This is a genomic window from Cystobacter fuscus DSM 2262 (assembly GCF_000335475.2).
Lineage (GTDB): Bacteria > Myxococcota > Myxococcia > Myxococcales > Myxococcaceae > Cystobacter > Cystobacter fuscus.
Window position 1 is genome coordinate 60,125 of the sequence record NZ_ANAH02000002.1, and the last position, 24,611, is coordinate 84,735.

Below are 24,611 nucleotides of genomic sequence, written 5' to 3' on the forward strand. Positions count from 1 at the left end.
GCGAAGTATCTCCGCGCTCCCGCCATGTCCTCGCTCTGGGCCACTCACGGCGATACTGGCTCGATCGTGGCCGTGGCGGCGAGCAGGTCCACCACCGCGTGGTGGTAGTCCATCAGGGCCTTGACCTCCTTGAGCTCGGCGTCGGCCGCGGCCTGCTCCCGTTGGTTGACGACCAGCAGGTGGGTGGCGCCTTGCTCGAAGCGCGTGAATTCCGCCCGAGCCAGCCGCCGCGCCACGTCCGCGGCGTTCCGGGCGAGCCCCACCCGCTCATGGGCGGCCCGCAGGGCCGAGACCGCGTCACGCACCTCGGTGGCGATCTTGTCGCGCGCCAGCCGGGTCTTGGCCTCCACCGCCGCTCGTTTCGCCTCGGCGGCCCGCCGCTGTCCGCGCGCCGCCCGCGCCTGCAGGGGAATGTCGAGCGTGAGCGAGGCCTGGAATTCGGTGGGTCTCAGATTGGCCGGCCCCGTTCCCACGTCCCGGGCCACGCTCAGGCCCAGGTCCACCGCCGGGGCCGCCTGATTGCGCGCCAGGGCCGCGTCCACCTGGAGCACGTCGCGCTGGAGCGTCAGCTCCCGCAGCTCTGGCCGCCCCCGCAGCGCCCGCTCGAGCCACGCGTCCAGGGAGTCCTCGAGCGCCGTTTCCGGAACGGGCAGTCCGTCTGGCAGCCGGGAGGCGGGCACGACGTACGGCTCTCCCTGGGCATCCCGCAGGGACAGTGACAGCTTGAGGGCCGCTTTCTCCAGCGCTCGCCGGGCGGCGATCCGGTCCGCGTCGCGCTCCAGGAGCACGCGCTCGTTCTCCGTGTGCTCGATTCGTGGAATGTCTCCTGCTTCCGCTCGGCGGGCGAGCTGGTCATGGCGCGCGGCGGCCAGTTCATACTGGTCATGGGCGATGCGCAGCTGCTGTCCCGCGGCCACCCAATCCCAGTAGTGGTAGGCCGCTTGACGCTGCAGTTCGATCCGCTCGCCCGTGAACGTGAACCCGGCGATCTCCCGCCGCAGCCTCGCCTGGGAGAGGCTCGCCCGCCGCTTGTCGAGGGTGCCGTTGCGCCAGAGGGGAATCTCGAGACCGGCGCGCAGCTCTCCATCCGAGAGCGTCTCGTACCCGCCGTAGTACACGGGAAAGTCCCCCCGTCCCAGGCGGTAGCCCGCGAAGAGGCGCGTGCCCAGCAGGGGCGTGGGCTGCTCGATGGCCGCATCCAGCCGCTCATGGGGGTAGTAACTGAAGGGCACGTATGTCCCCTTCGCCTTCACCAGGGTGTCGAAGCCCCCCTCGGCGGACAGCAACTCGGCGTCCGCCGTGGCCAGACCCTGCCGGGCCGCCGCCACGCCCGGGTGACGCTCGCGCGTGGAGTCGAGCACCTCCTGGAGCGTGAGTGGGAGCAGGCTCGCGGCGCGCGTGGACGACGCCGTCAGGTTCACCATCAGCAGCAGGGCCAGGACGCTTCCGGAGGCGTGGCGCGGGCTCATGACGCTCCTCCCGCGGAGGCCTTGCCGCCGGACGTGTCCTTGCCGGAGGCATCCGGCTCGGAGGTGGCGACGGACGGGGGGAAGCCGTTGAACTGGCGCCACATCTCGTAACCCAGGCGGACCTCGTCCAGGAGGATCCACCCATTGGCGCGCACGCCCTGGCGCAGGAAGCGGCCCGAGGGCCACGCCTCCCCCTCGTCCGGCACGACGACGATGCGGAAGCCGCCCCGGCCGTCGTCCGCGGCGTCCACGAAGGCCACCGTGCCGCCAAAGGTGCCCACCGCCACCGAGGGCCACCCCGCGAACTGAACGGCGGGCCAGCCCTCGAATTGCAAGCGCACGTGGCGTCCGGGAGAAATGAGGGGGGCATCCCGGCCCGGCACATGCAGCTCGACGGCGATCGAGTCCGTGTCGGGCACCAGCACCGCGAGCGGATCTCCCACCTTGACGACCTCGGCGCCCTGCCGGGGCATGATCCGCAGGAGGGTGCCCGCGCGCGGGGCGCGGATCTGCTGGGTCGACTGGCGCGCGAGCGTGCTGTCGAGCTTGGCCAGCTCGATGCGCTCCTTGGCGAGCTCGGCCTTGGCGTACTCGTATTTGGCGAGGCCGTCGTTGACGAGGGCATCCGCGTCCGTCTGGATGCGTTGGCGCTCCGAGCTGAGCGCCGCCAGCTCGTTTCGGGCGGCGTTGAGGCTGGCTCGCGCGCTCTCGGTGTCCGTGCCCGCCTTGGTGTACTCCAACTGGGCGATTTCCAGGGCCCGGGTGGCCGTCAGGCCGTCCTTGTGCAGGGTGCGCTGGCGCTCCAGGTTGAGCCGTGCCGTCTCGCGCGTCACCTCCGCCGCGGCGAGCGACTGCTCGGCGGAGCGGATGCGCTCCCGCACCATGCGCACGCGCGAGCCCGCCGCGTCGACGCTCGCCAGGCGCGAGGAGCGCAGCGCGTCCACGCGTGACTCGTAGGCCAGCATCTGGCTCTGGGCGGCGCTGATGCGGGCCTCGATGGCGCCGCGCTGCTCTTGCAGCCGCGTCATCAGCTCCGGATCATTGTCGGACAGCTCCACGAGGAGCTCGCCCTCCCTCACACGCGAGCCCTCCTGTACCGCCCAACGGGTGATGCGTCCGGCGATGGGGGCCTGGAGGGTCTGCTGGCGCTCCAGCGGCGCGTAGGCGGTGACACGGCCGTGGCCGGTGATGTTCTGCTGCCAGGGCGCCACCAGCAGTGCGAGCACACCGAGTAGCAGCGTCAGCATCAGCACCCGGGCCACCGTGCGCGCCACCCGGGTGCTATGGCGCACCAGACGCATGGCGGGCAGCGAGGGCAGGGTGGGGGAGGAGGTCGGATTCATGGTCGGACGCGGGTTCAAGAAGGAAGCGCCTCGTGGTTTCGGGACTCGGGATTCAGGGGGTGGAGCTGGCCGTCGCTCAGCACGAGCGCGCGCTCGCATTGGCCGAGCAGCTCCGGCTGGTGGGTGATGAGGAGCAGGGTCCAGGGGGCATCGGGCGCCAGCAGGGTCTGGAGCACGCGGGCCCGGGTGCGCGTGTCGAGCGTGTCCAACACCTCGTCGAGGATGAGCAGGCGAGGACGGAGCGCGAGCGCGCGCGCCAGATGCACCAGCACCCCCTGTCCCGAGGACAGGGGCAGGCCACCCGTGGTCAGTGGCGTGTGGAGTCCTTCCGGCAACTGGGCGAGCACGTCTCCCAGGCCCACCGATTCGAGCACCTGACGCACCTGGCCCAGGGTCAAGGAGGGCTGTCCCATCCGGACGTTGTCCACGAGCGTTCCGGCGAAGATCTCCGGCGTCTTGACGAGCGCCACGTCCCGGCGAAGCGTGGCGAGCGACACGTCGCGCGTGTCGCTCCCGTCGAGCAGGATGCGGCCACGCGTGGGCAGGCGCAGGCCGTAGAGCAGGTCCACCAGGGTGCTCTTGCCCCCGGCGGTGTCGCCCGTGAGGGCCACCTTCTGTCCAGCCCGCACCTCGAGGCTGACGCCGCGCAGCACGGGCGCGTCCTCGCGGTAGTGGAACCTCACGTCGCGCAGCTCCAGGCTCGCGGGCCCGGACGGGGGCGGATGGCTCTCCCCGGTGGCCTGTTCCAGGGGCAGATCCACGAGCTGGCCCAGCTTGTCCGAGGCCGCCAGCAGATCGTAATAGGCCTCCAGGTGCTTGCCGAACTTGGCGAAGGCGGCCAGGACCGCGGTGACGATCAACTCGGCGGCGACGAGCTGGCCCAGGGACAACTGCCGGTCGATGACGAGCCAGCCGCCCAGGCCCAGCAGCAGCGCGCTCGCCACCGCCTGCAGGCCCAGGGCGCCGAGCACCTGCCGGAACAGGTACTTGAAGTGCTTGCGCCGCAGGCCCAGCCAGTCGCGGGCGAGCATGTCGGCGCGCTCCAGGGCATGGGCCGCCGCGCCGTGCTGGCGGAAGGTGATGGGGTGGCGCACCAGCTCCTGGAGCCAGGCGGCCACGGCGTACTTGGCCTTGGACTCCTTGAGACCCGCCGCGGCCGCCGAGCGTCCGTAGCCGAAGAGGATGACCGCCACCGACAGCAGGAGGAAGAAGTCGAAGGCCAGCAGCAGCGGATGGTAGAACGCCAGCATCAGCAGGCCGATGCCCGTCTGGAGCACCACCGATAGACCCTCGAGCAACAGGGTGGCGCTGGCCTTCTGGATGGTGACGACGTCGAAGAAGCGGTTGACGAGCTCGGGGCCATGTGCCCGGTCCAGCGCCCGCGCATGCACCCGGGGCAGCCGGTGGCTCAGGTCGCTGACCACGCGGATGAACAGGCGCTGCTGGAGCAGCTCCACCACCCAGTACTGCATGGCGCGCAGACCTCCGGCGAACACCAGTCCTCCGAGCAGCAGGATGCTCAGCACGACCAGCGGCTGGAGCAGTGCGCCGAAAGCCACGGTGTTGACCAGGGACTGGACGGCGATGGGCGTGGTCAGCGCGAAGAGCCCGACGCCCACCGCGTAGACGAGCACCGCCCGGAGATCCGCCGCCTCCAGTCGCACCAGCTCGCGCACCCGGGCGAAGGGCGAGGGCGTCTGGTCCGCCTCACCCCGCAGGGCTTGGAGGGACTCCGACTCCTCGGCAATCACCCAGGTGAGGGGCGCTGGACCCCAGGCGGCGAGCAGCGCGGAGAGCTCCCGGTGCTCCAGCCAGGCCTGTCCTTCGGCCCGCAGGTTGGTGTGCACGTGCACCCGGCCCGTCTCCCACTCGTCGATGAGGAGCCACCGGGCACCCTGCTCCGAGACGGACACCGTGGCGAGTGGCCCCTGGTGGCCCCCTTCGCGGAGGACCTCCTCGAGGGGACGGCGCATGAGCGTCAGCGTGAGGCCAAGCGCGAGGCCCGCGTGCTGGAGATGCCGGCTCCACGTGTCCTCGAGGGACCCGGGGTCGTGTCTCCTGGCATCCTGCAGTGCTCCGCGCACGGTTCCATGCCCGGGCTCGAGCCCCGCGGTGTGGGCGAGCTCGGTGAGGACGGCCTCGAGAACTTCGGAGGCGGACGCGGAAGGGCCTCCCTGGCCGGTTGGCAGGGAGGGCTCACCTCGGGGGGGGCGCGTGGGGGAGGAAGTCTGGTCAGACATGAGAACGGAAGGCCCGTGGAACGCTTGGAATGAAAGGGGTTGTCCGAAGTGCCCTAGGGTAGTGCCGACCCCTGTGCAGGAAAGTCAGATAATTCGACGGGGTTCCTTCGGAAAAACCGAAGGATGACCCTCTGGAGGGTGGCGACCTGGACCAAAGCCCCTCAGGAGAGTGGGAGGGTGATTGCCAGTCCGCATCTAGGATCAGCGTGAGCACGGACAACCCAGCGTGAGCTACTCCAGGTATCTGCTCTCGGGCGAGTTCATCGAGGCCACGTTCGAGAACTGGGAGAGCGAGTTCTTCCAGATGGGTGCCTTCGTCCTGCTCTCCTCCTTCCTCAAGCAGAAGGGATCGGGCGAGTCGAAGAGGCTCACAGGTGACAACGCGGTTGACCGGGATCCTCGGAAGGAGGTACGCCCGGACTCTCCCGGCCCCGTTCACCGGGGCGGGCTGGCCCTCGCGCATGAGTTTCAACGAGGAGCAACTCCAGCACGGGCAGCAGGCCGTGAGCTTATGGCAGTACGTGATCAGTTCCCGGTTCAGAAGGTGTCTGAGAAGGTGTCAGACGATTTGTACGGACGATTTGTACGGCTCATACGGCGGAGACAAGGTCATCACCCCGGACGATCGTACGCTGATCACCGTGGATTCGAGGCAGTTCCACGTCATTCCTCTCTCGTCGCTCCCGCGGTAGCCTGGGTCCCGCCGCTCCGGAGGGCGGGTGGCTCGTGCCGCCCGCCCTTCTTCCTTTCGTTGCCCTGGAGCACCCCAGGTCGAGATTGCTTCGCCAAAGGCCGTGCCTCGGCGCTCGTGGCCCGCTTCACCTGAAAAAAAAGGCCCGGCGGGAAGATTGGAAAATCCCGTCGTAATGCCGGGTGAAGCACGGAACACCCACCCGAGCGGGTGCCGCACACCCGAGGAGAAGCACGTCATGAAGAGCATCAAGCTTGCTGCGCTGGCTGTATTCGGGACCACGTTGCTCACGGGATGCGGAGTGGAGCCAGGAGAGATGCCCGTCGAGGAGAGCCGTTTGGAGGAGCCCTCCCAGGAGAACGCGAGTCCTTCCGTGGACACGTCCCAGGAGGAAGTGCCTCTCGTGGCGCTCGACGGCAGGGCGGCCGCGGCGGCCGAGGGCGTCAGGGGAATGGCGGTGCGCCCTGGCCTCGCGGGGCTCGCGTCGTCGTGGTACTCGGGTTCCGTCGCGCCCGGTGCGACCCAGCATTGGTACTGGAACAACTCCAGCCTCACCGGCGCCTACAAGGTGGGCCTGTCGCCTATCGGCGCGAGCACCACGGGGCCGTGCCAGTTCGAGGTCACTCGGGCCTGGGACGTCCAGCAATACGGCGGTGAGCGCGAGTTTCACTTCAACATCAAGAACACGGGCGGCATCACCTGCGGGACGAACATCCTGCTCGGGTGGCAGGAGCGAGCCAGCACCTGGGCGACGGGGGGGATCGAGGTGGGGGCGTCGCAGAACTGGACCTGGAATAACGCCAACCCGCTCACCGCCACGCATGTCGTCGGCATCTCGCCCTCCGGGTCGACCAGCGCCAACCCCTGCCAGCTCGAAGTGACCCGCAGCTGGTACGTCCAGCAGCCTGGAGGAGAGCGAAAGTTCAACTTCACGGTGAAGAATGTCGGCGCGATTGCATGCCAGGGTGACATCCAGCTGGCGACGATCACCAATGCGAACTCATCCTGGTCGACCGGCTCCATGAGCCCGGGGACGTCCTTGTCCTGGGTCTGGAACAACGCCAACCCGCTTGACCGCGTCTATGCGACCGGGCTGTCTCCGGCGGGCGCGGCCGGCACCAGCACCTGCCAGCTCGAGGTGACGAAGTCCTCCTATCAGCAGGTGATCAATTCGAGCGGAACCACCGAGCGCAAGTACTACCTCACCGTCCAGAATATCGGCTCCTTGACCTGCGCCGGGACGGTGCTGCTCAACTATCTCTGAGAAGGTGTCAGAGAAGGTGTCTCAGAGAAGGTGTCAGACGATTTGTACGAGACGATTTGTACAGCGCTCGGGCCGCCCGCTGCTGCTGTACGTGCTGCTGGAGCACCAGTCGTCGGTGGATCGGTGGATGGCGCTGAGGATGCTGCGCTACGTGGTGCGCCAGGTGGAGCGCTGGCGTCAGGAGCACCCAGAGCACGCCTTGTTGCCGGTCATCCTCCCGCTGGTGATGTACCACGGGCCGGAGGGGGCCTGGCGCGCGCCGCGGCGGGTGGAGGACCTGTTCGAGCTGCCGGGGGAGAGCGAGGAGGAGCGGGCGCACTGGCGAGCGTGGGTACCGCGCTTCGAATACCTGCTCGACGACCTGACCGCCGAACGGGAAGAGGCGTTGAAAGCACGATCGGGTCCTCCACTGGTCCGATTGGCGTGGTTGGTGCTGCGCTACGGACGTACTGGGGAACTGGCACGCAAGCTGCCGGAGTGGGTGGGCCTCTTCGCCCAGGTGCAGGCGGCTCCAGAGGGCACCGAACACTTGCTGGTGGTCATCCGTTACCTGCTGTGGACCGGGGACAAGGCCGTCCACGACGCCACGGGGCAGGTGCTACATTCAGTGCTGGATGAGCAACACGCGGAGGAGTTGATGCGGAGCTATGGCGAGGAACTCATCGAGCAGGGACGTCAGCAGGGCCTGACGCAGGGGTTGGAGAAGGGACTGGCACGGGGACGTGCCGAGAGCCTCCTGCGGATACTTGCTCTTCGGGGGATTCACGTGGAGGAAGGAGCCCGGCAACGCATCCTCGATTGCACGGACATGGACACGCTCGACAACTGGTTCGACCGGGTCCTCCAGGCCACGACCCTCTCCGAGGTGCTGGACGGCGGGGCACACGCGTCTCGGTCAAAGGACTCGTGACACGGCTTCCGCTCGCGCGCCACTGACGTAGAGGCGGTGGGAAGCGCACCCGCCACCAGGGAATTCCGGCGAGCTCGTTCCAATATTGGCGCACCTGGCGCTACCTCCGCCGCCTGCTCAGTTGGCGTAAGCGCCAGGGCGCCCAGCGCGGGGGTCGAGCCCCAATCCGACACGATGGCGTGTAGTCACCCCCAGTCGCTACGTCCCGCCGTGATGGCTTGGCTCGACCGCGCCTCGTCAGACGCGCCTTCCAGAGGTGATGTTCAGACTTCCTCGTCAGGCAGGAGCGTGAGCAGCAGTTCGTCGTCGGGTCCGAGTGGTCGCCAGCCGGGTGGCGGAGGTGAGGCACGGAGTGCTGCCCTGACCTGATCGACGCGACCCTCATGGGTTTCTGGGGTGTAGGCAGACCACATGCCGAGTGCCTTGGCGACCTTGAAACGGTTCGTGTCGTCCATTTCAGTCGGCCATCCATCAGGGAGCGCCTCGTACAATTCGCGCACGAACTGTCCGCGCACCAGGCGCGTGAGCCGCTTACTCCGCTCTGCTTCGGCTACCAGCCCACTGAATACCTGCACGCCGGTGATGTCATCCTCGCCGAGTTCCTCGGCGAGCGCTACCAAAGAGGCGGTGGGACGCGCCTCGGCGAATGAGGTGAGCGATTCATGACCACGCTCGCGAACCCGCTCATAGAGACGGACCTTCCAATTGCCCTCCCAGGGATGAGTCCCGCTCATCGCCCACTCCAGTGAGTGAAGTTCACCGGGATTCTGTCGCGCTTCATCGTCGCCACGACGATGTCCAGGATCTCATTTCGCGTCAACATCCGGCCGGCATCGCTCTCGGCGTTTCTCAGCGCCTTCATGATCATCCGGTTCCATTCGCCGGGCCATTGGCGACCCAGGCGCCAGTCACCACCTCCGATGGCTTCGTGATGCGCCTGCTCCATCTCGACGCAGAACTGATCGATGTCCATTTCTCTGGTGAAGCCGCGCTTCTCGAACCAATCGCGGAACTCCTTGGGCAGGACGTGGTGTCGCGGTGGCTCGTTCATGCCAGCCCCGGTCCTGCCTGTTACACGCATGCCTCGTACCTCGGGCCCGTCACCGAGTGCGTCGCGCACGCCCTTGGGCAACTCGTCGTGAGACTGCGCCATCATCACCTGGCCCGCCTGAATCCGTACGACCGCGCCGATGGCGGGAAGGGAGAGGACGCCCGCCCGCACCAACTGGCGCATCATCTCCACCCACTCGGCGGACACGATGAGGCGAGTGCCCATCATCACTCCGTCGCCTCCCATCGTTAGGGCCAGTCCGAGCGTGGCGGGAGCCGACGACGGCAGGGAGGGCAGAGAGAACTTCAACGCCGAGAGAAGGGTGAGCGCCTCGATGGACTCCTTGAGCACCAGGATCTTCTGGAGCTTCTCCGCCCCCATGCGCATGGCCTCACGTGTCGCCGCGAATTCGCGGGTGAGATGGCCTACCAGCATGGGGATGTCTTTCGCCGCCGCCTCCACCTGTCTTGACTCCCCGGGGGAGAGCGCCGTCATGGTGGGCTCGAGCATCTTCTAGACGCGGTCCAGGTCCACGAAAAGCCTCTCCACGCTGTAGAACTGCTGTTTGAGGGCGACGTCGGTGAGGTGGAGGAAGTCGAGCCAGACGGCGAGCAGGAGCGAGCCCAACATGGCGGCCTCGAGACGTGGACCGGCGAGGCGCAGCAGGGCGAGTTGCATGTCCGGGTCCTTCACCTCCGAAGCGGCGTTGGCCAGTCGGGTGGTGGCGGCGAGTTCGGCATCCAGCCACCGCAGTTGTTGGACTCCATGGTCGACGTAGCGGACGAAGAGGCCGGAGGCCCTGCCGGCGATGCCAGGAGTGCTGGCAGCGAGTCTGGAGAACTCGCCGGAGAGCCGGCGTGTGGAGCCGGACACGTCGAGAACGGCACCGCGAAAGGCCAGCTGGGCCGCGAGGGCATTTCGCCACGCGGACTCCACAGCGCCGTCAGGGCCCGCCGCCATTACGGCTTCCCGGGAGCCACGGCGACGTTGAGGCTGCCCCGGTGTCTCGAGCGCATGCGGGGAGGAGGGGTGTGGGGCAAGGGCGAGTGGAGGCTTCGCACTCACCCCTTCTCCTGATGATGGCACCACGGCCTCTCGCGGCGTGTAGCTCAGGTTCATCCCACGGCTGGGCGGTGGCGTCAGCGACGCACATCCTGTGGATGATAGCACCGTGACGAGCACCATGCCCACCCACCGTCCCCATGGTGAGTTACTACGCATGGTCCACCCCCATTCTGGGCCTATTCCAGGACATGCTGTTTCCCTCTATCGCCACAGGCCTCCCATCTTCTCCTGTGCTTCGGCGCCGCCAACTTCAGCGTTCGCTCGAGTCCTTCTTGGACTCACGAATCCAGGACATCATCTCGCGCAGACGCCGGCCCACATCCTCGATGGGATGCTCGCGGCCCTGCTCGCGCAGTTTGTCGAACACCGGGCGGCCGGCCTGGTTCTCGAGGATCCACTCGCGTGCGAAGACGCCGGTCTGGATCTCCTTGAGCACCTTGCGCATCTCCGCGCGCACCGAATCGTTGATGAGGCGCGGTCCGCGCGTGTAGTCCCCGTACTCGGCGGTGTCGCTGATGGAGTGGCGCATCCAGCCCATGCCGCCCTCGTACATCATGTCCACGATGAGCTTGAGCTCATGCAGGCACTCGAAGTAGGCGCTCTCGGGCTGGTAGCCCGCTTCCACCAGCGTGTCGAAGCCGGCCTGGACGAGCGCGGTGACACCTCCACAGAGCACGGCCTGCTCCCCGAAGAGATCCGTCTCGGTCTCTTCCTTGAACGTGGTTTCCAGCACGCCCGCACGTGTCGTGCCGATGGCGCGCGCATAGGACATGCCCAGCGCCTTGGCCTTGCCCGTGGCGTCCTGGTGCACCGCGATGAGCGCGGGCGTTCCCCGTCCGTCCTGGTAGAGACGACGCACCATGTGTCCGGGGGACTTCGGGGCGATGAGCAGCACGTCCACGTCCGCTGGGGGGCGGATCTGCCCGTAGTGGATGTTGAAGCCGTGGGCGAAGAACAAGGCCTTGCCCCGGGTGAGGTGGGGCGCGATGTCCGCGTCGTAGATCTGCTTCTGGGTCTGATCCGGAGCGAGGATCATGATGAGGTCGGCCCACTGGGCCGCCTCGGCGACGGACATCACCTCGAGACCCGCCGCTTCCGCCTTGGCGCGCGAGCGGCTGGCGGCATGCAACCCCACCCGCACCTTCACGCCGGATTCCTTGAGGTTGAGGGCGTGCGCGTGTCCCTGGCTCCCGTAGCCGATGATCGCGACCTTGCGGGCGTGAATGGGCTCGAGGGAGGCGTCCTTGTCGTAATAGATGGTGGTCATGGTTCGGTCCTTGAGGCGGTAAGGGTGAAACGGTGGGGGACTAGGAAACCGCGGCCACCTGCCGCCGCTCGGCGGAGGGAGCCTGGGGTTGAGGCGGCCGAGTGATGGCGCCCTCGGAGGCCGAGGACACCAGCGCGGCGTACTTCGCGAAGACACCCGCGGTGTAGCGGGGCGGAGGCGGCTGGAATCCTCGCAGGCGCTCGGAAATCTGCTCCGCGGAGAGCTCCACGGACAGCCGCCGGGCCTCCACGTCGATGGTGATGATGTCACCCGTGCGCACCGCCGCGATCGGGCCGCCCACGGCCGCCTCGGGGGCCACGTGGCCCACCATCAGGCCGCGGGTGGCGCCGCTGAAGCGCCCGTCGGTGAGCAGGGCCACGGAGTCACCCAGCCCCTGACCGACGAGCGCCGCGGTCACTCCCAGCATCTCGCGCATGCCCGGGCCGCCGCGCGGTCCCTCGTAGCGGATGACCACCACGGAACCCGGCTGGATGAGGCGCTCCTTCACCGCCGCGAAGGCATCCTCCTCGCGGTCGAACACCCACGCGGGTCCCCGGTGGTGGCCGCGCTCGTGCCCCGACATCTTCACCACGCACCCTTCCGGGGCGAGGTTGCCCTGCAGGATGACGAGCCCGCCCGTGGAGCGGATGGGCTCGCTCAGGGGCCGGAGGACCCGCTGTCCCTCCTGCTCGGTGGCGCTGGCGGAGGACTCGGCCCAGGTGCGTCCCTCGATGGTCCGGGCGCTCCCGTCCATGAAGCCGCCCGCGATCAATCGCCGGGCGAGCAGCGGCACCCCCCCAGCTCGGTCCATGTCCACCGCGGCGAAGCGGCCACCCGGCTTGAGGTCCGCGATGAGAGGGGTGCGCCGGCTCACCTCGTCGAAGTCCTTCAGGGCGAGCGGCACGCCCATCTCTCCCGCCAGGGCGAGCAGGTGCAGCACCGCGTTGGTCGAGCCACCCGTGGCCGCCACGGATGCGATGGCGTTGTCGAACGAGGCGCGCGTCACGACGTCCCGAGGGCACGTGCCCCGCTGGAGCACGTCCATGATGAGCCGGCCCGCGGCGACGCTCGCCGCGTCCTTGCGCGCATCCTCCGCGGGAATGGTGGCGTAGCCCACCGGAGCCAGCCCGAGCATCTCGATGGCCAGGGCCATGGTGTTGGCGGTGTACTGACCGCCACAGGCTCCGGCTCCCGGGCAGGCGACGTTCTCGATCTCCGCGAGCGCCTCGAGGGACATCTTCCCGGCGGCCACCGCGCCCACGGCCTCGAACATGTCCTGCACGGTGACGTCCTTGCCCTTGTAGCACCCGGGGGCGATGGAGCCGCCGTAGAGGACGAGCGAGGGGAGGTTGAGCCGGAGCAGCGCCATGGCCGCCGCGGGAATGGTCTTGTCGCACCCCACCAGCGTCACCACCGCGTCGAACATGTGGCCGCGGCCCATCAGCTCGATGGAGTCGGCGATCACCTCGCGGCTGACCAGTGAGGCGCGCATGCCCTCGGTGCCCATGGTCACCCCGTCACTGACGGAGATGGTGTTGAACTCCATGGGCGTTCCACCCGCGGCCCGGATGCCCTCCTTCACCTTCTCCGCCAGGCGGCGCAGGTGGAAGTTGCAGGGCATCGTCTCGGTCCAGGTGTTGGCCACGCCGATGAGGGGCTTGGAGAGATCCTCGTCGGTGAAGCCAATGGCCTTGAGCATGGCGCGTGCGGGCGCGCGTTCGAAGCCTTCGGTGATGGCGCGGCTGTTGCGGCGTGTGTCTTGGGACATGGGGGTTCCTGGAAAGCCGTGAGGGAGAAAGAGGTGCTAGCGCGCGGGCCCGCCGAGCCGGTCGAGCACGGCCCAGCCCGCCTCCTGGGTGGCCACGGGCCGGGTGCCCGGAGGAACGAGATCGGCGGTGAGGACACCGGCCTCGAGCGAGGCGGCCACCGCGCTCTCCACGGCACGAGCCTCCTCTTCGAGCCCGAGCGAGTGGCGCAGCAGCATGGCCACGCTCAGCAGCGTCCCGTAGGGGTTGGCCACGCCGCGGCCGGCGATGTCCGGAGCGGAGCCGTGAATGGGCTCGTAGAGCCCGCGCCGGTTCGCCCCCAGCGAGGCCGAGGGCAGCATGCCGATGGAACCCGAGAGCATGGCCGCCTCGTCCGTGAGGATGTCGCCGAACATGTTCTCCGTGACGATGACGTCGAAGTCCGCGGGGCGTTTGATGAGGTGCATCGCACAGGCGTCCACCAGCATGTGTTTCAGCTCGATGTCCGGGAACTCCTCGCGGATGACCCGCTCGGTCACCGCGCGCCACAGCCGCGAGGTCTCCAGCACGTTGGCCTTGTCCACCGAGGTGAGCCTCTTTCGGCGGGCCCGCGCGAGGGAGGCGGCATCGCGAACCACCCGGACCACCTCGTCCACCGTGTAGACACAGGCATCGAAGGCCCGATCCTCCTCGCGGCGCTTCTCGCCGAAGTAGATGCCACCCGTGAGCTCACGCACCACCAGCAGGTCCACGCCGCGCAGCACCTCGGGCTTGAGCGTGGAGGTGTCATGGAGGGCGGGGAAGGGCGCCACGGGCCGCAGGTTGGCGTAGAGGCCCAGCTCCTTGCGCAACGCGAGCAGCCCCTGCTCCGGACGCACCTTCGCGGGCGGATCCCACTTCGGCCCGCCCACGGCGCCCAGCAGCACCGCATCCGCCCGCTGACAGAGGGCGAGCGTCTCCGGAGGCAGCGGCGCACCGGTGAGGTCGATGGCCACGCCTCCCATGGGCGCCTCCACCAGCTCGAAGGAGTGGCCGAAGCGCTCCGCCACCGCCTTCAGCAGGCGAGTCCCCTGCGCCACCACCTCGGGTCCGATCCCATCCCCTGGAAGAACCGCGATGAGCGCTTTCATGGACGGGCCTCCTCGAAGCGGGTGATGGCCTCTTGCTGGCCGAGCAGGAACCCCAGCTCGTCCACTCCGTTCATCAGGCAGTAGCGGGCGAACGGATCCAGTGGGAAGGTCGCCTCCGTTCCATCCGCGAGCCGCACCGTGCGGTGCTCCAGATCGATGCTCACCTCGGCGCCCGGCTCGGCCAGCAGGCGGCGGTGGAACCCGGCATCCACCCGCACTGGCAGCAGACCGTTCTTGACCGCGTTGTTGGAGAAGATGTCGGCGATGGAGGAACTGATGACCGCGCGGAAGCCCCAGTCCACCAGGGCCCACGGGGCATGCTCGCGCGAGGAGCCACAGCCAAAGTTGTCACCCGCGACCAGCACCTGGGCGCCCCGGGCCTCCGGCTGCTCGAGGATGAAGTCCGGCCGGGGGCCTCCGTCGGGCTGGTAACGCCAGTCCGCGAAGAGCCAGCGGCCCAGGCCGGCGCGGTGGGTGATCTTCAGGAAACGAGCGGGGATGATCTGATCGGTGTCGATGTTCTGCCGCGCCAGGACGACGGTGCGCGAGCGCAATGTGCGGAACGGTTCCATGGGCTTCACCTCAAGAGCTCGCGGGGATCGGTGACCTGTCCGGTGACGGCGGCGGCGGCGGCGGTCAGGGGACTGGCCAGGAAGGTCCGGCTGCCCTTGCCCTGCCGCCCCTCGAAGTTGCGATTGCTGGTGCTCACCACGTACTGGCCAGGCTTCGCCTGATCCCCGTTCATGGCGATGCACATCGAGCAGCCGGGCTCCCGCCATTCCGCGCCCGCCTCGCGGAAGATGTCGTGCAGCCCCTCGGATTCCGCCGCCCGCTTGATCTCCTGGGAGCCTGGCACCACGAGCGTGCGCACGCGGGAGTCCACCTTGCGCCCACGCAGGACATGGGCCGCGGCGCGCAGGTCCGACAGCCGCGAGTTGGTGCAGCTGCCGATGAACACCACGTCGATGGGCTGGCCGAGCAGGCGTTGTCCCGGCGTCAGCCCCATGTAGCGCAGCGCACGCTCCAGCGAGTCGCGGGCGCTCGCATCCGTGAGTTGGTGGGGAGCGGGCACGGTCCCGGTGACGGGAATCCCCATGCCGGGATGGGTCCCGTACGTGAGCATCGGCTCGAGCGCGTCGGCATCCAGCGTCACCGCCGCGTCATAGGTGGCGCCCGGATCCGAGGGCAGCGTGCGCCAGTGCGCCACCGCCCTGTCCCAAGCTTCTCCTCGGGGAGCGCGCGGGCGGCGGGCGAGGTACTCGAAGGTGGTGTCGTCCGGGGCGATGAGACCCGCGCGCGCGCCGGCCTCGATGGACATGTTGCACACCGTCATCCGCTCTTCCATGGAGAGGCCGCGGATGGCGCTTCCCGTGTACTCGAGCACGTGTCCCGTGCCACCGCCCACCCCTATCCTGGCGATGATGCCCAGGATGATGTCCTTGGCGCTCACGCCCGGGCGGAGGCGGCCCTCCACGCGAACCTCCATCGTCTTCGGCCGGCGCTGCAGCAGGCACTGGGTGGCCAGGACATGCCCCACCTCGCTGGTGCCGATGCCGAAGGCCAGCGCGCCGAAGGCACCGTGGGTGCTGGTGTGGCTGTCGCCACACACGATGGTGGAGCCGGGCAGCGTCAGGCCGAGCTCGGGTCCGATGACGTGGACGATGCCCTGCCGCTCGGTGCCCAGCGCGTGCAGTTCCACGCCGAACTCGCGGCAATTGTCCTCCAACTGGGAGAGCTGCGCCGCCGCCTCCGCGTCCGCCATGGGGAAGCGCCCTTGTGCATCCCGAGGGAGGGTCGGGGTGGAGTGGTCCATGGTGGCGACGGTCTGCTCGGGTCGCCGCACGCGCAGGCCCCGCTCGCGCAGCAGGCTGAAGGCCTGGGGGGAAGTCACCTCGTGCACCAGGTGGAGATCCACGTAGAGGACCGCCGGGGTCTCGGTCGTCTCCGGCTGGACGAGGTGGGACTCCCAGATCTTCTGGAACAGGTTTCGGGGTCCAGGAGGGTTCATGTCACGCGCTCACTTCCATGGCGGGGACGTCGTGGCTGGAGACGGGGAGGGGGGTCGTGGCGTGGGCCGCCCGGTTGAGGGCTTCGAGCAGGGCCCGGGCGCTCGCGACGATGATGTCGGTGCTCACGGCCCGGCCGCGGAAGCGGCGGGTGCCGGATTCCACCTCCAGGTCGACATGCCCCTGGGCATCCTCGCCGTCGGTGACGCTCGTCACCTGGTAGTGGCACAGGCGGACCTGCTGGCCGGTGATGCGCTCCACGGCCTTGAAGACGGCGTCCACGGGCCCATCGCCGCACGCGGCATCGCGGACCCGGCGCCCATCGGAGTGCTCGAGGCAGACGGTGGCCGAGGGGACGGTCCCCACCCCGGACACACAGCTGAGCGTCTCCAACTTCCAGGCCGGCTGCTCCCGAGGGCCCATGAACCCCTGGAGGAGTGCCTCCAGGTCCGCGTCGAAGACCTCCTTCTTGTGATCCGCCAACCGCTTGAACTCCTCGAACAGCTTGTCGATCTGCGGACCGTCGAGCTGGTAGCCGAGCTCCTTCACCCGCTGGCGCAGCACGTGGCGGCCGCTGTGCTTGCCCAGCACCAGGCTGTTGCCGGTGAACCCCACGTCCTCGGCGCGCATGATCTCGTAGGTGCCCCGGTGCATCAGGACTCCGTGCTGATGGATGCCCGCCTCGTGGGCGAAGGCGTTCTGCCCCACCACCGCCTTGTTGCGCTGGACCTGCAGGCCCGTGACGTTGGAGAGCAACCGGCTGGTGGGGTAGAGGCGCTCGGTGCGGATGCCGGTCCGCACACCGAAGAAGTCATGGCGCGTGCGCAGGGCCATCACCACCTCCTCCAGGGCGCAGTTGCCCGCCCGCTCGCCGATGCCATTGATGGTGCACTCCACCTGCCGCGCGCCTTCCACCACCGCGGCCAGACTGTTGGCCACCGCCAGCCCGAGGTCGTTGTGGCAGTGGACGCTCAGCACGACGCGCTCGATGCCGCGCACGTGGCGCCGCAGGTACGCGATGAGGGAGGCGTACTGGGCGGGCATCGCGTAGCCCACCGTGTCCGGAATGTTGACCGTGGTGGCGCCGGCCTCGATGACGCGCTCCACCACCTCGGCGAGGAACTCGGGCTCGGTGCGCACCGCGTCCTCGGCGGAGAACTGCACGTCCTCGAAGCGCTCGCGCGCGTAACGCACGGCCTCCACGGCGCGCTGGAGGACCTCCGCCTGGTTCATCTTCAGCTTGAACTCGCGGTGGAGCGGACTGGTGGCGAGGAAGACGTGGAGGCGCCGGCGCTCGGCCACGCGAAGGGCTTCCCACGTGCGGTCGATGTCCTCCCGGTTGGCACGGGCCAGGGCGCACAGCGTGGGGCCCTCGACCCGCCCGGCCACGGTGGCCACGGCCTCGAAGTCTCCTTGCGAAGCGACCGGAAATCCAAGCTCGATGATGTCCACCCCGAGGTCTCGAAGCGCGAGTGCCACCTGTAGCTTCTGCGCCACGTTCATGCTGGCGCCGGGCGACTGCTCGCCGTCGCGCAGGGTGGTGTCGAAGATGATGACGCGCTCCTTCGTGCTCTCCGTACTCATCCGTTCGCCTCTTCTCCTGTTCGGGGAACCGCTACCTGCCGGATACGTAGGTCAACCACTCCGCGGCGCGAGGCAGCTCGCCACGCACGGACGCGTGATAGGCCCGTTGAATCTTCTGGGTGATGGGGCCGGTGCGGCCGCTTCCGATGGTGCGGAAGTCGATCTCCCGCAGGCCGATGACCTCGGCGGCCGTTCCGGTGACGAAGACCTCGTCGGCCGTGTAGAGCTGATCGCGAGAGATGGGCTGGGCGCTGACCTCCAGGCCCATCTCGCGAGCCAGGATCATCACCGTGTCCCGGGTGATGCCCTCGAGGATCTGCCCCTCGGGCGGCGTCATCACCCGGTTGCCCCGGACGATGAAGATGTTCTCGCCGGTGCACTCGGCCACCATGCCCTGCGTGTCCAGCATGATCGCCTCGTCGAACCCCAGGCGGACCGACTCCGTCTTGGCGAGCACCGAGTTGGGGTAGTTCCCCGCGACCTTCGACTTGGTCATCACCACGTTGGGGTGGTGACGGGTGAAGGAGGAGACGTTGGCGCGCACGCCCTTCTCCGCGGCCTCCGCGCCGAGGTAGGCGTTCCAGGACCACACGGCGATGCCCACGTGCGCCTGGCCGTTGTCGATGTTGAGGTTCCACCCTCCGCCACCGAGGTAGAGCAGCGGGCGGATGTAGCATTCCTCATGGCCATTGGCCCGGACCGTCTCCTGGCAGGCCTCGATGAGCTGTCCCACGCTGAAGGGCAGCTCACGCCAGCCGAGGATCGTCGCGGACCTGTGGAGCCGCTCGATGTGCTCGCGAAGACGGAAGATCGCGGGCCCCTTCGCCGTCCGGTAGCAGCGGATGCCCTCGAACACCGCCATGCCGTAGTGCGTGGCGGGCGTGAGGAAATTCATCTGCGCCTCGGCGGCGGCCACCAGCTTCCCGTTCATCCAGATGTGCTTGCAATCCATGCGTGCTGCCTCTTTGGGTAATACGAGGGGTTCTTCCTCACGCCTCGGGAGCGGAGGGAGCTACTGAGTTGCCAAGGACAGGGTTCGTCTACGCCGCCTGCTCCGGGGGCGCCGCATCCAGCACGCCCGCGAGGGGAGAGCGGGCACCCCTCGCCATCGCGACGGCGCCGGTGCGCACCAGCTCGATGATTCCGGCGGGGCGTAGCACCTCGATGAGCCCGTCGATCTTGTCCGGCGTTCCGGTGAGCTCCACCACCAGCGCCGAGGGCGTCACATCGATGGCGCGCGCGCGGAACACGTCGCAGACCTGCAGGACTTGTGAGCGGGTCTCCTCGGTGGCGTTCACCTTGAGGAGGGCCAGCTCGCGAACCAGCGGGCCCTGGTGCGTGACGTCCTCCACGTAGAGGACGTTGATGAGCTTGTAGAGATTGGCTTCCAGCAGACGCGCCTCGCGGTCATCCACCACCACCACCAGGGTGATGCGCGAGATGGCGGGACGCTCGGTGCGGGCCACCGTGAGCGAGTCGATGTTGTAGGCGCGGCGCCTGAAGAGCGAGATGACACGGTTGAGGACGCCCGGGCGATCCTCGACGTGAACGATGAAGGTCCGTTGATGGGATGGGCTCATGGCATTGGCTCCTCAGACGGCCCCGCTGCTCCACGGAGAGATCGCGCAGACCTCGCTGTCGTCCTGGGGGCGGCGGATCATCTCGTCGAGGTCCGCGCCCGAGGGGACCATGGGGTAGACGCTGTCCTCCTGCTCCACCCTGAAGTCGATGACGGTGGTGCATGGACTGGCCCGCGCCTGGGCCACCGCCTCCGGAATCTGCTCCCGCCGGGTGACGCGCAGGCCGCTCAATCCGTGTGCCTCGGCGAGCTTCACGAAGTCCGGGTTGAGCAAGGGGGTGGCGGTGTAGCGGTTCTCATAGAAGAACTGCTGCAACTGCCGCACCATGCCGAGATAGCCATTGTTGATGATGGCCACGTGGAGCTTGATGCCTTCCTGGGCACAGGTCGACAGCTCGGCCGCCGACATCTGGAAGCCACCGTCGCCCACCACCACCCAGACCTCCTCGCCTGGCTGGGCGAGGCGTGCGCCCATCGCGGCGGGCAGGGCGAAGCCCATGGTCCCCAACCCCCCGGAGGTGATGAGTTGCCGCGGGCGCTCATGCCGGTAGTACTGGGCCTCCCACATCTGATGCTGACCCACGTCGGTGACCATGAGGGCCTTGCCCCGGGTCAGCCACCACAGATCATGGATGACGTGAGCCGCGTGGAGCCTGCCGTTGTGAGGCATGTACTGGATGTCTCGCGCCGCCGAGCTGCTCTTCAGGGCTTGGATGTGCTGCACCCAGGGGGTGCAGGTGCGCTGCGCGATGCGGGGAATCAGGTCCGTGAGCGTCCGGCGCAACTCCCCCGCCAGCGCGACGTCCACCTGGACATTCTTGTTGAGCTCGGAGGGATCGATCTCCACGTGGATCTTCCGCGCCTTGCGCGCATACGTCTTCAGGTTGCCGGTCACCCGGTCGTCGAAGCGCATGCCCAGGGCAATCAGGAGATCGGACTCCTGGATGGCGGTGTTGACCCAGGCCTCCCCGTGCATGCCCATCATCCCGAGGCTGAGCCGGTGCGTCGCCGGAAAGCCGCCCAGGCCGAGCAGCGTGCTGGCCACCGGAATGCCCGTCTTCTCCACCAGCTCCATCAGCTGCGCCGAGGCCTCGGCCTTGATGATGCCGTGACCGGCGAAGATGAGCGGCCGCTCGGCCGCGGCGATGAGCTCGGCGGCGCGAGTCAGGTCCTCCGCTGACGGGTGGTGCGCGGGGCGATGGCCGGGCAGCCGCACGGGCCGTGGCCGGGACTCGATGGCGGCGCTGGCCTGCTGCGCATCCTTGGTGATGTCCACGAGCACGGGCCCGGGACGGCCCGAGCGCGCGATGAAGAAGGCTTCCCGGAGGGTGGGCGCGATGTCCTCGGCTCGCGTCACCAGATAATTGTGCTTGGTGATGGGGAGGGTGACTCCGGTGATGTCGAGCTCCTGGAAGGCGTCACTGCCCAACAGCGAGGAGGAGACCTGTCCGGTAATACAGACGAGGGGAGAGGAATCCAGCATCGCGGTGGCGATTCCCGTCACCAGATTGGTGGCCCCCGGACCCGAGGTGGCCAGACACACACCGACCTTCCCCGAGGCGCGCGCATAACCATCCGCCATGTGTGCCGCCCCCTGCTCATGGCGCACGAGAACGTGGCGGATCGGACGCTGATGCAAGGCATTGTAGATGGGCATGATGGCCCCGCCCGGGTAGCCAAAGACGACGTCGACTCCCTCGCTGGCGAGGACATCCCAGACGATTTCGGCTCCGGTTTTCTTGGCCGTGCTCCTGGCGTATTCCGGAGCGGCGCCACCCGGGGAATCACCTTGCCCCGTGGGCGCCTGCTCTCTCTTGGGGCTTGTGCCAGCTGTCGTCATTGCGTCTCCACTGCGAACCACGAGGGTTGAGGACGCCGAAAAACGAGAAGCCCCGCCTCCGTTTCCGGGGGCGGGGCTTCTCGTTCAGGCCTGGATGCTCTCCAGTGTCAGAACGGTGGCCCGGCCCCCTGCGCGAGAAGCAGCGCAAGCAGCAGCACGGCTACCAGGACGACTACGAGCACCTCCACGACGAGCGAACGCACGCCACGGTTCGTCGCCGGGCGGAGGGTCAGCTCGAGGGTGGAGAGGGCGTTCGTCATGGTTCGTTCAGTCAGAGGTCCGCGAGCATGCACCCAATCGGCTACCAAAGGCAAATCAAAAAGAGAAGAAAGAGAGTCAGTCGAGTGCCCGTCACATTCATCCCCGTGGGATGACCTTTGATTTCTCAATCGAAAAACCTGCCCACGGCCCGTCGAACGCCACCCAGCTGACGCTTTCAGCTGACGCTTTCAGCTGACGCTGTCAGCGGGCACGTGCGAGTCGGCGCACCGCCTCGCGCAGCTCCATGGGGTTGAGCGAGGCGAAGCCCAGGCGGAACGCCTCCGGCCCCTGGCCCTCCAGCGCGAAGGAATGGCCGGCCGTCACGTGCACCCCCTCCGCACGCGCCCGCTCGGCCCACCCGCCCGCGTCGCCCCCGTCCCGGATGCGCACCCACAGGGCCAGCCCGCCAGCCGGCACCTCGAAGTCCACCTGGTCCTTCAGGGCCGTGCGCAGGGCCTCCGCGAGCGCGTCCCGGCGCGCGAGGTACTCACGGCGTGCGCGCCGGGCATGGCGTTGCAGCTCTCCCTCCTCCAGCAACTCGGCCACGGCGCGCTCGAGGGGGGCATCCCCCTGGCGGTCCACCACCGCGCGCAGGGCGGCCAGTTGCCGCACCACCGGAGCGGGCGCGACGACGTAGCCGAGGCGCAACCCCGGAGCCATGAGCTTGGAGAGCGAGCCCACGTAGACGACGCTCCCCGAGCGGTCCGCGCTCGCCAGGGGAAGCACGGGGCGGCCCTCGTAGTGGTACTCGTGGTCGTAATCGTCCTCGACGACGGCCACCCCGGACTCCGCGGCCAGGCGCAGCAGCTCCACCCGGCGCGCGGCGGTGAGCGTGACGGTGGTGGGGTACTGGTGGTGCGGGGTGACGAAGACAGCTCGCACGGGCCCCTGGGCGAGCAGCGTCCGCAGGGCGTCCACTCGCACGCCCTCGCCATCCACCGGGAGCCCCACCAACCGGGCGCCGGCGAGCCTCAGCGCGTCCCAGGCGGGCCGATAGCCGAGCGCATCCACCGCGACGACGTCCCCGGGGCGCACCAGGGCCTGGGCCACGAGGAAGAGGGCCATCTGACTGCCACGGGTGACGAGCACATCGTCCTCGCCCGCGGCCAGGCCGCGCGTCTCACTCAGCATGCGGGCCAGCGAGCCGCGCAGCAGTGGCTCGCCGCGCGCATCCCCCGCCCCGAGCGTCGTCCGGGCGCGTCCCGTGAGGACCCGGCGGAAGGCGCGTGCCAGGGCAAGGGAGGGGGCGAGTCGCACGTCCGGGGTCCCGTCATTGAAGATCAGCACCCCCCGCGCGGCGGATGCCGTCACTTCCTCCCATGCCCCTCGTGGCGCCTCGAGTGAGAAGGCGGGCTGCCGTGGCATCCGCTGCCTCGGTGCGCTGCCGAACCCCTTGGGCGTCTTCACCGGCAGGGTGGTGGAGACGAAGGTGCCGCGCGAGGGCTCCGCCGAGGCCCATCCCTGCTGGATGAGCTCGCGGTAGGCCGCATCCACGGTGTTGCGGTGGATGCCGAGCCGCTGCGCCATGGCGCGCGTGCCTGGCAGCGCGTCCCCTGGTGACAGGCGCCCTCGCTCGATGTCGCGCACGATGGCGCGCGCGAGCTGCACGAAGAGGGGGACGTCGGAAGCAGGGTCGACCTCGAGGTTCATCTTCCAGGAGCGGAGCACCGGCCTAGTCTACTTCAACGAACCGGCACTTTCTGGGGTGCCGGTCGTTTTCTTATGTTCTGCCCGTGCCCGCCACCCGGAGAGCAACTCCTCCGGACACAACCGCGGCGGGCCCTTGGGAGACGCCATGAACCAGACCGCTGAAACGAAGAAGAAGTACGAGTCCGCCGACTTCGACAAGACGCCGCCCCGCCCGCGCGTCGTCATGCCGGAGCGGCTGGCCCACCCGAATGTCGAGGATGCCGGCCGCAACGAGGGCTACTCGAAGGAGCGCAAGCACCCCGTCTTCTTCGTGGACCTGCCCTCGCATGCCATCAGCATGACGATTGGTTGGCTGGAGCCCGGCCAGTCCTCCAACAAGCACCGCCACACCTACGAGACCATCCTCTACGTGCTGGAGGGGGAGGGGTACTCCGAGATCCAGGGCAAGCGCGTCCCCTGGAAGCAGGGTGACGCCGTCTACATCCCCGTGTGGGCGTGGCACAACCACGTCAACACGCACCCGACGGGCCGTGCGCGCTACCTCGCCTGCGAGAACGCTCCCATGCTGCAGAACATGGGCGGCGTGGCGCTGCGCGAGGAGGTGGGTGAGAAGGGCCAGTCCCTGCTGCGCAACGGCGAGGAGGGTTGACCATGAGCCGCAACGTTCCCATGCGCGGTATCATCGGCTACACCATCACCCCCTTCCGGGCGGAGGGGGGCGTGGACCTCGACACCCTCCGGCTGATCACCGAGCAGATGACGGCCTCTGGTGTCCATGCCATCGCCCCGCTCGGCAGCACGGGCAGCCTGCCCTACCTGGATGATGGGGAGCGCGAGGCCGTCACCGAGTCCACCCTGAAGGCCGTGCGCGGCCGGGTGCCCGTCATGGTGGGCGTCTCGAGCCTCACCACAGAGCGCACCGTGCACCACGCGCGCTTCGCCGAGAAGGCGGGCGCGGCGGCGGTGATGATCATCCCGATGAGCTACTGGAAGCTCTCCGAGGAGGAAATCCTCCGGCACTTCGACCGGGTGGCGAGCGCCATCTCCATTCCCATCATGGCCTACAACAACCCGGCCACGGGGGGGCTGGACATGACGCCCGAGTTCCTCGCCCGGCTGCTGGAGATTCCCAACGTCACCATGGTGAAGGAGAGCACTGGCGACGTGGGCCGCATGCACCGGCTGCGTCAGGTGGTGGGCGAGGACGTGGCCTTCTACAACGGCTCCAACCCGCTCGCCCTGGCCGCCTTCGCCGCCGGAGCGCGAGGCTGGTGCACGGCGGCGCCCGCCCTCATCCCGGAGCTCAACCTGAGGCTCTTCCATGAGGTGGTGGAGAAGGGAGACCTCGCCGCGGCCCGGCGCGTCTTCCAGAAACAGTTGCCGCTGCTGCAATTCATCGTGAAGGGCGGCCTGCCCCGCACCATCGCCGCGGGGCTGGAGCTGCGCGGCACCCGGGTGGGCCCACTGCGTGCCCCGCTCCTGCCGCTGCCCGAGACGGAGCGGGAGGTGCTGCGGC

General features: G+C 68.6%; 22 protein-coding genes. 5 read left to right on the forward strand and 17 right to left on the reverse strand.

All coding sequences use genetic code 11. From position 1 onward, the window contains the following. Positions 1 to 44: 44 nt before the first annotated feature. Genes D187_RS04190 through D187_RS04200 form a run of 3 tightly spaced genes read right to left on the reverse strand, consistent with a single transcriptional unit; the run spans position 45 to position 4,785 of the window. On the reverse strand, positions 45 to 1,469 hold the full coding sequence (locus tag D187_RS04190; RefSeq protein WP_002622369.1) for a TolC family protein: 1,425 nt from the start codon (positions 1,467 to 1,469) through the stop codon (positions 45 to 47). Beyond that, positions 1,466 to 2,812, reverse strand: a complete 1,347-nt coding sequence (locus tag D187_RS04195) for an HlyD family secretion protein (protein WP_002622368.1) — start codon at positions 2,810 to 2,812, stop codon at positions 1,466 to 1,468. The genes D187_RS04190 and D187_RS04195 overlap by 4 nt, the downstream gene beginning before the upstream one ends. A gap of 14 nt (positions 2,813 to 2,826) precedes the next feature. Then, positions 2,827 to 4,785 carry a peptidase domain-containing ABC transporter gene (locus tag D187_RS04200; RefSeq protein WP_081713556.1) on the reverse strand — a complete coding sequence of 653 codons (1,959 nt, stop codon included), beginning with the start codon at positions 4,783 to 4,785 and terminating at the stop codon, positions 2,827 to 2,829. 493 nt (positions 4,786 to 5,278) lie between these two features. Between D187_RS04200 and D187_RS59075 the strand changes: the two genes are divergently transcribed. The 3 genes from D187_RS59075 (at position 5,279) to D187_RS04220 (ending at position 7,917) form a co-directional block, all read left to right on the forward strand. Further along, on the forward strand, positions 5,279 to 5,878 hold the full coding sequence (locus tag D187_RS59075) for a DUF6766 family protein (RefSeq protein ID WP_002622366.1): 600 nt from the start codon (positions 5,279 to 5,281) through the stop codon (positions 5,876 to 5,878). A 103-nt stretch (positions 5,879 to 5,981) separates the two neighbouring features. Continuing rightward, positions 5,982 to 7,007: a hypothetical protein gene (locus D187_RS04215; protein WP_002622365.1), complete on the forward strand. Its 1,026-nt coding sequence runs from the start codon at positions 5,982 to 5,984 to the stop codon at positions 7,005 to 7,007. 16 nt (positions 7,008 to 7,023) lie between these two features. After that, complete coding sequence (locus tag D187_RS04220) at positions 7,024 to 7,917, forward strand: Rpn family recombination-promoting nuclease/putative transposase (protein WP_245591597.1); 894 nt, start codon at positions 7,024 to 7,026, stop codon at positions 7,915 to 7,917. 263 nt (positions 7,918 to 8,180) lie between these two features. On the opposite strand, the gene D187_RS04225 is transcribed toward D187_RS04220, so the two are convergent. From D187_RS04225 to pdxR, 14 genes are all read right to left on the reverse strand, one after another. Beyond that, positions 8,181 to 8,651 (reverse strand): hypothetical protein, encoded by a 471-nt coding sequence (locus tag D187_RS04225; protein WP_002622363.1) that lies wholly within the window; start codon positions 8,649 to 8,651, stop codon positions 8,181 to 8,183. Beyond that, entirely contained in the window at positions 8,648 to 9,430 is a 783-nt protein-coding gene (locus D187_RS57430; protein WP_245591598.1) for a hypothetical protein, read from the reverse strand. The genes D187_RS04225 and D187_RS57430 overlap by 4 nt, the downstream gene beginning before the upstream one ends. A gap of 51 nt (positions 9,431 to 9,481) precedes the next feature. Beyond that, entirely contained in the window at positions 9,482 to 9,841 is a 360-nt protein-coding gene (locus D187_RS57435) for a hypothetical protein (protein WP_245591599.1), read from the reverse strand. A 442-nt stretch (positions 9,842 to 10,283) separates the two neighbouring features. Beyond that, positions 10,284 to 11,300, reverse strand: a complete 1,017-nt coding sequence (gene ilvC / locus D187_RS04235) for a ketol-acid reductoisomerase (protein ID WP_002622360.1) — start codon at positions 11,298 to 11,300, stop codon at positions 10,284 to 10,286. Between the two features lie 40 nt (positions 11,301 to 11,340). Further along, the gene (gene ilvD, locus D187_RS04240; RefSeq protein ID WP_002622359.1) at positions 11,341 to 13,068 is read right to left on the reverse strand and encodes a dihydroxy-acid dehydratase; all 1,728 of its coding nucleotides are present in this window, start codon (positions 13,066 to 13,068) and stop codon (positions 11,341 to 11,343) included. 36 nt (positions 13,069 to 13,104) lie between these two features. After that, positions 13,105 to 14,175, reverse strand: coding sequence for a 3-isopropylmalate dehydrogenase (leuB, locus tag D187_RS04245; protein WP_002622358.1), 1,071 nt, complete (start codon positions 14,173 to 14,175; stop codon positions 13,105 to 13,107). Then, positions 14,172 to 14,747: a 3-isopropylmalate dehydratase small subunit gene (leuD, locus tag D187_RS04250; protein WP_020917770.1), complete on the reverse strand. Its 576-nt coding sequence runs from the start codon at positions 14,745 to 14,747 to the stop codon at positions 14,172 to 14,174. The genes leuB and leuD overlap by 4 nt, the downstream gene beginning before the upstream one ends. Positions 14,748 to 14,752: 5 nt before the next feature. After that, positions 14,753 to 16,183: a 3-isopropylmalate dehydratase large subunit gene (gene leuC / locus D187_RS04255; RefSeq protein WP_002622356.1), complete on the reverse strand. Its 1,431-nt coding sequence runs from the start codon at positions 16,181 to 16,183 to the stop codon at positions 14,753 to 14,755. Between the two features lies 1 nt (position 16,184). Further along, positions 16,185 to 17,765: a 2-isopropylmalate synthase gene (locus tag D187_RS04260; protein ID WP_002622355.1), complete on the reverse strand. Its 1,581-nt coding sequence runs from the start codon at positions 17,763 to 17,765 to the stop codon at positions 16,185 to 16,187. Between the two features lie 31 nt (positions 17,766 to 17,796). Further along, positions 17,797 to 18,717 (reverse strand): branched-chain amino acid transaminase, encoded by a 921-nt coding sequence (locus tag D187_RS04265; protein WP_002622354.1) that lies wholly within the window; start codon positions 18,715 to 18,717, stop codon positions 17,797 to 17,799. Between the two features lie 88 nt (positions 18,718 to 18,805). Further along, complete coding sequence (ilvN, locus tag D187_RS04270) at positions 18,806 to 19,345, reverse strand: acetolactate synthase small subunit (RefSeq protein ID WP_002622353.1); 540 nt, start codon at positions 19,343 to 19,345, stop codon at positions 18,806 to 18,808. 12 nt (positions 19,346 to 19,357) lie between these two features. Further along, positions 19,358 to 21,184 carry a biosynthetic-type acetolactate synthase large subunit gene (gene ilvB / locus D187_RS04275; protein WP_002622352.1) on the reverse strand — a complete coding sequence of 609 codons (1,827 nt, stop codon included), beginning with the start codon at positions 21,182 to 21,184 and terminating at the stop codon, positions 19,358 to 19,360. Between the two features lie 107 nt (positions 21,185 to 21,291). After that, positions 21,292 to 21,444, reverse strand: coding sequence for a hypothetical protein (locus D187_RS54670; RefSeq protein ID WP_155893167.1), 153 nt, complete (start codon positions 21,442 to 21,444; stop codon positions 21,292 to 21,294). A 202-nt stretch (positions 21,445 to 21,646) separates the two neighbouring features. Beyond that, positions 21,647 to 23,113, reverse strand: coding sequence for a MocR-like pyridoxine biosynthesis transcription factor PdxR (pdxR, locus tag D187_RS04280; protein ID WP_002622351.1), 1,467 nt, complete (start codon positions 23,111 to 23,113; stop codon positions 21,647 to 21,649). A 127-nt stretch (positions 23,114 to 23,240) separates the two neighbouring features. Here pdxR and D187_RS04285 point away from each other — a divergent pair, with 127 nt between their 5' ends. Both D187_RS04285 and D187_RS04290 read left to right on the forward strand, forming a co-directional pair. After that, positions 23,241 to 23,744, forward strand: coding sequence for a cupin domain-containing protein (locus tag D187_RS04285; protein ID WP_002622350.1), 504 nt, complete (start codon positions 23,241 to 23,243; stop codon positions 23,742 to 23,744). A 2-nt stretch (positions 23,745 to 23,746) separates the two neighbouring features. Then, positions 23,747 to 24,611: dihydrodipicolinate synthase family protein (locus tag D187_RS04290; RefSeq protein WP_043428348.1), on the forward strand; the 865-nt coding region annotated here is incomplete at its 3' end.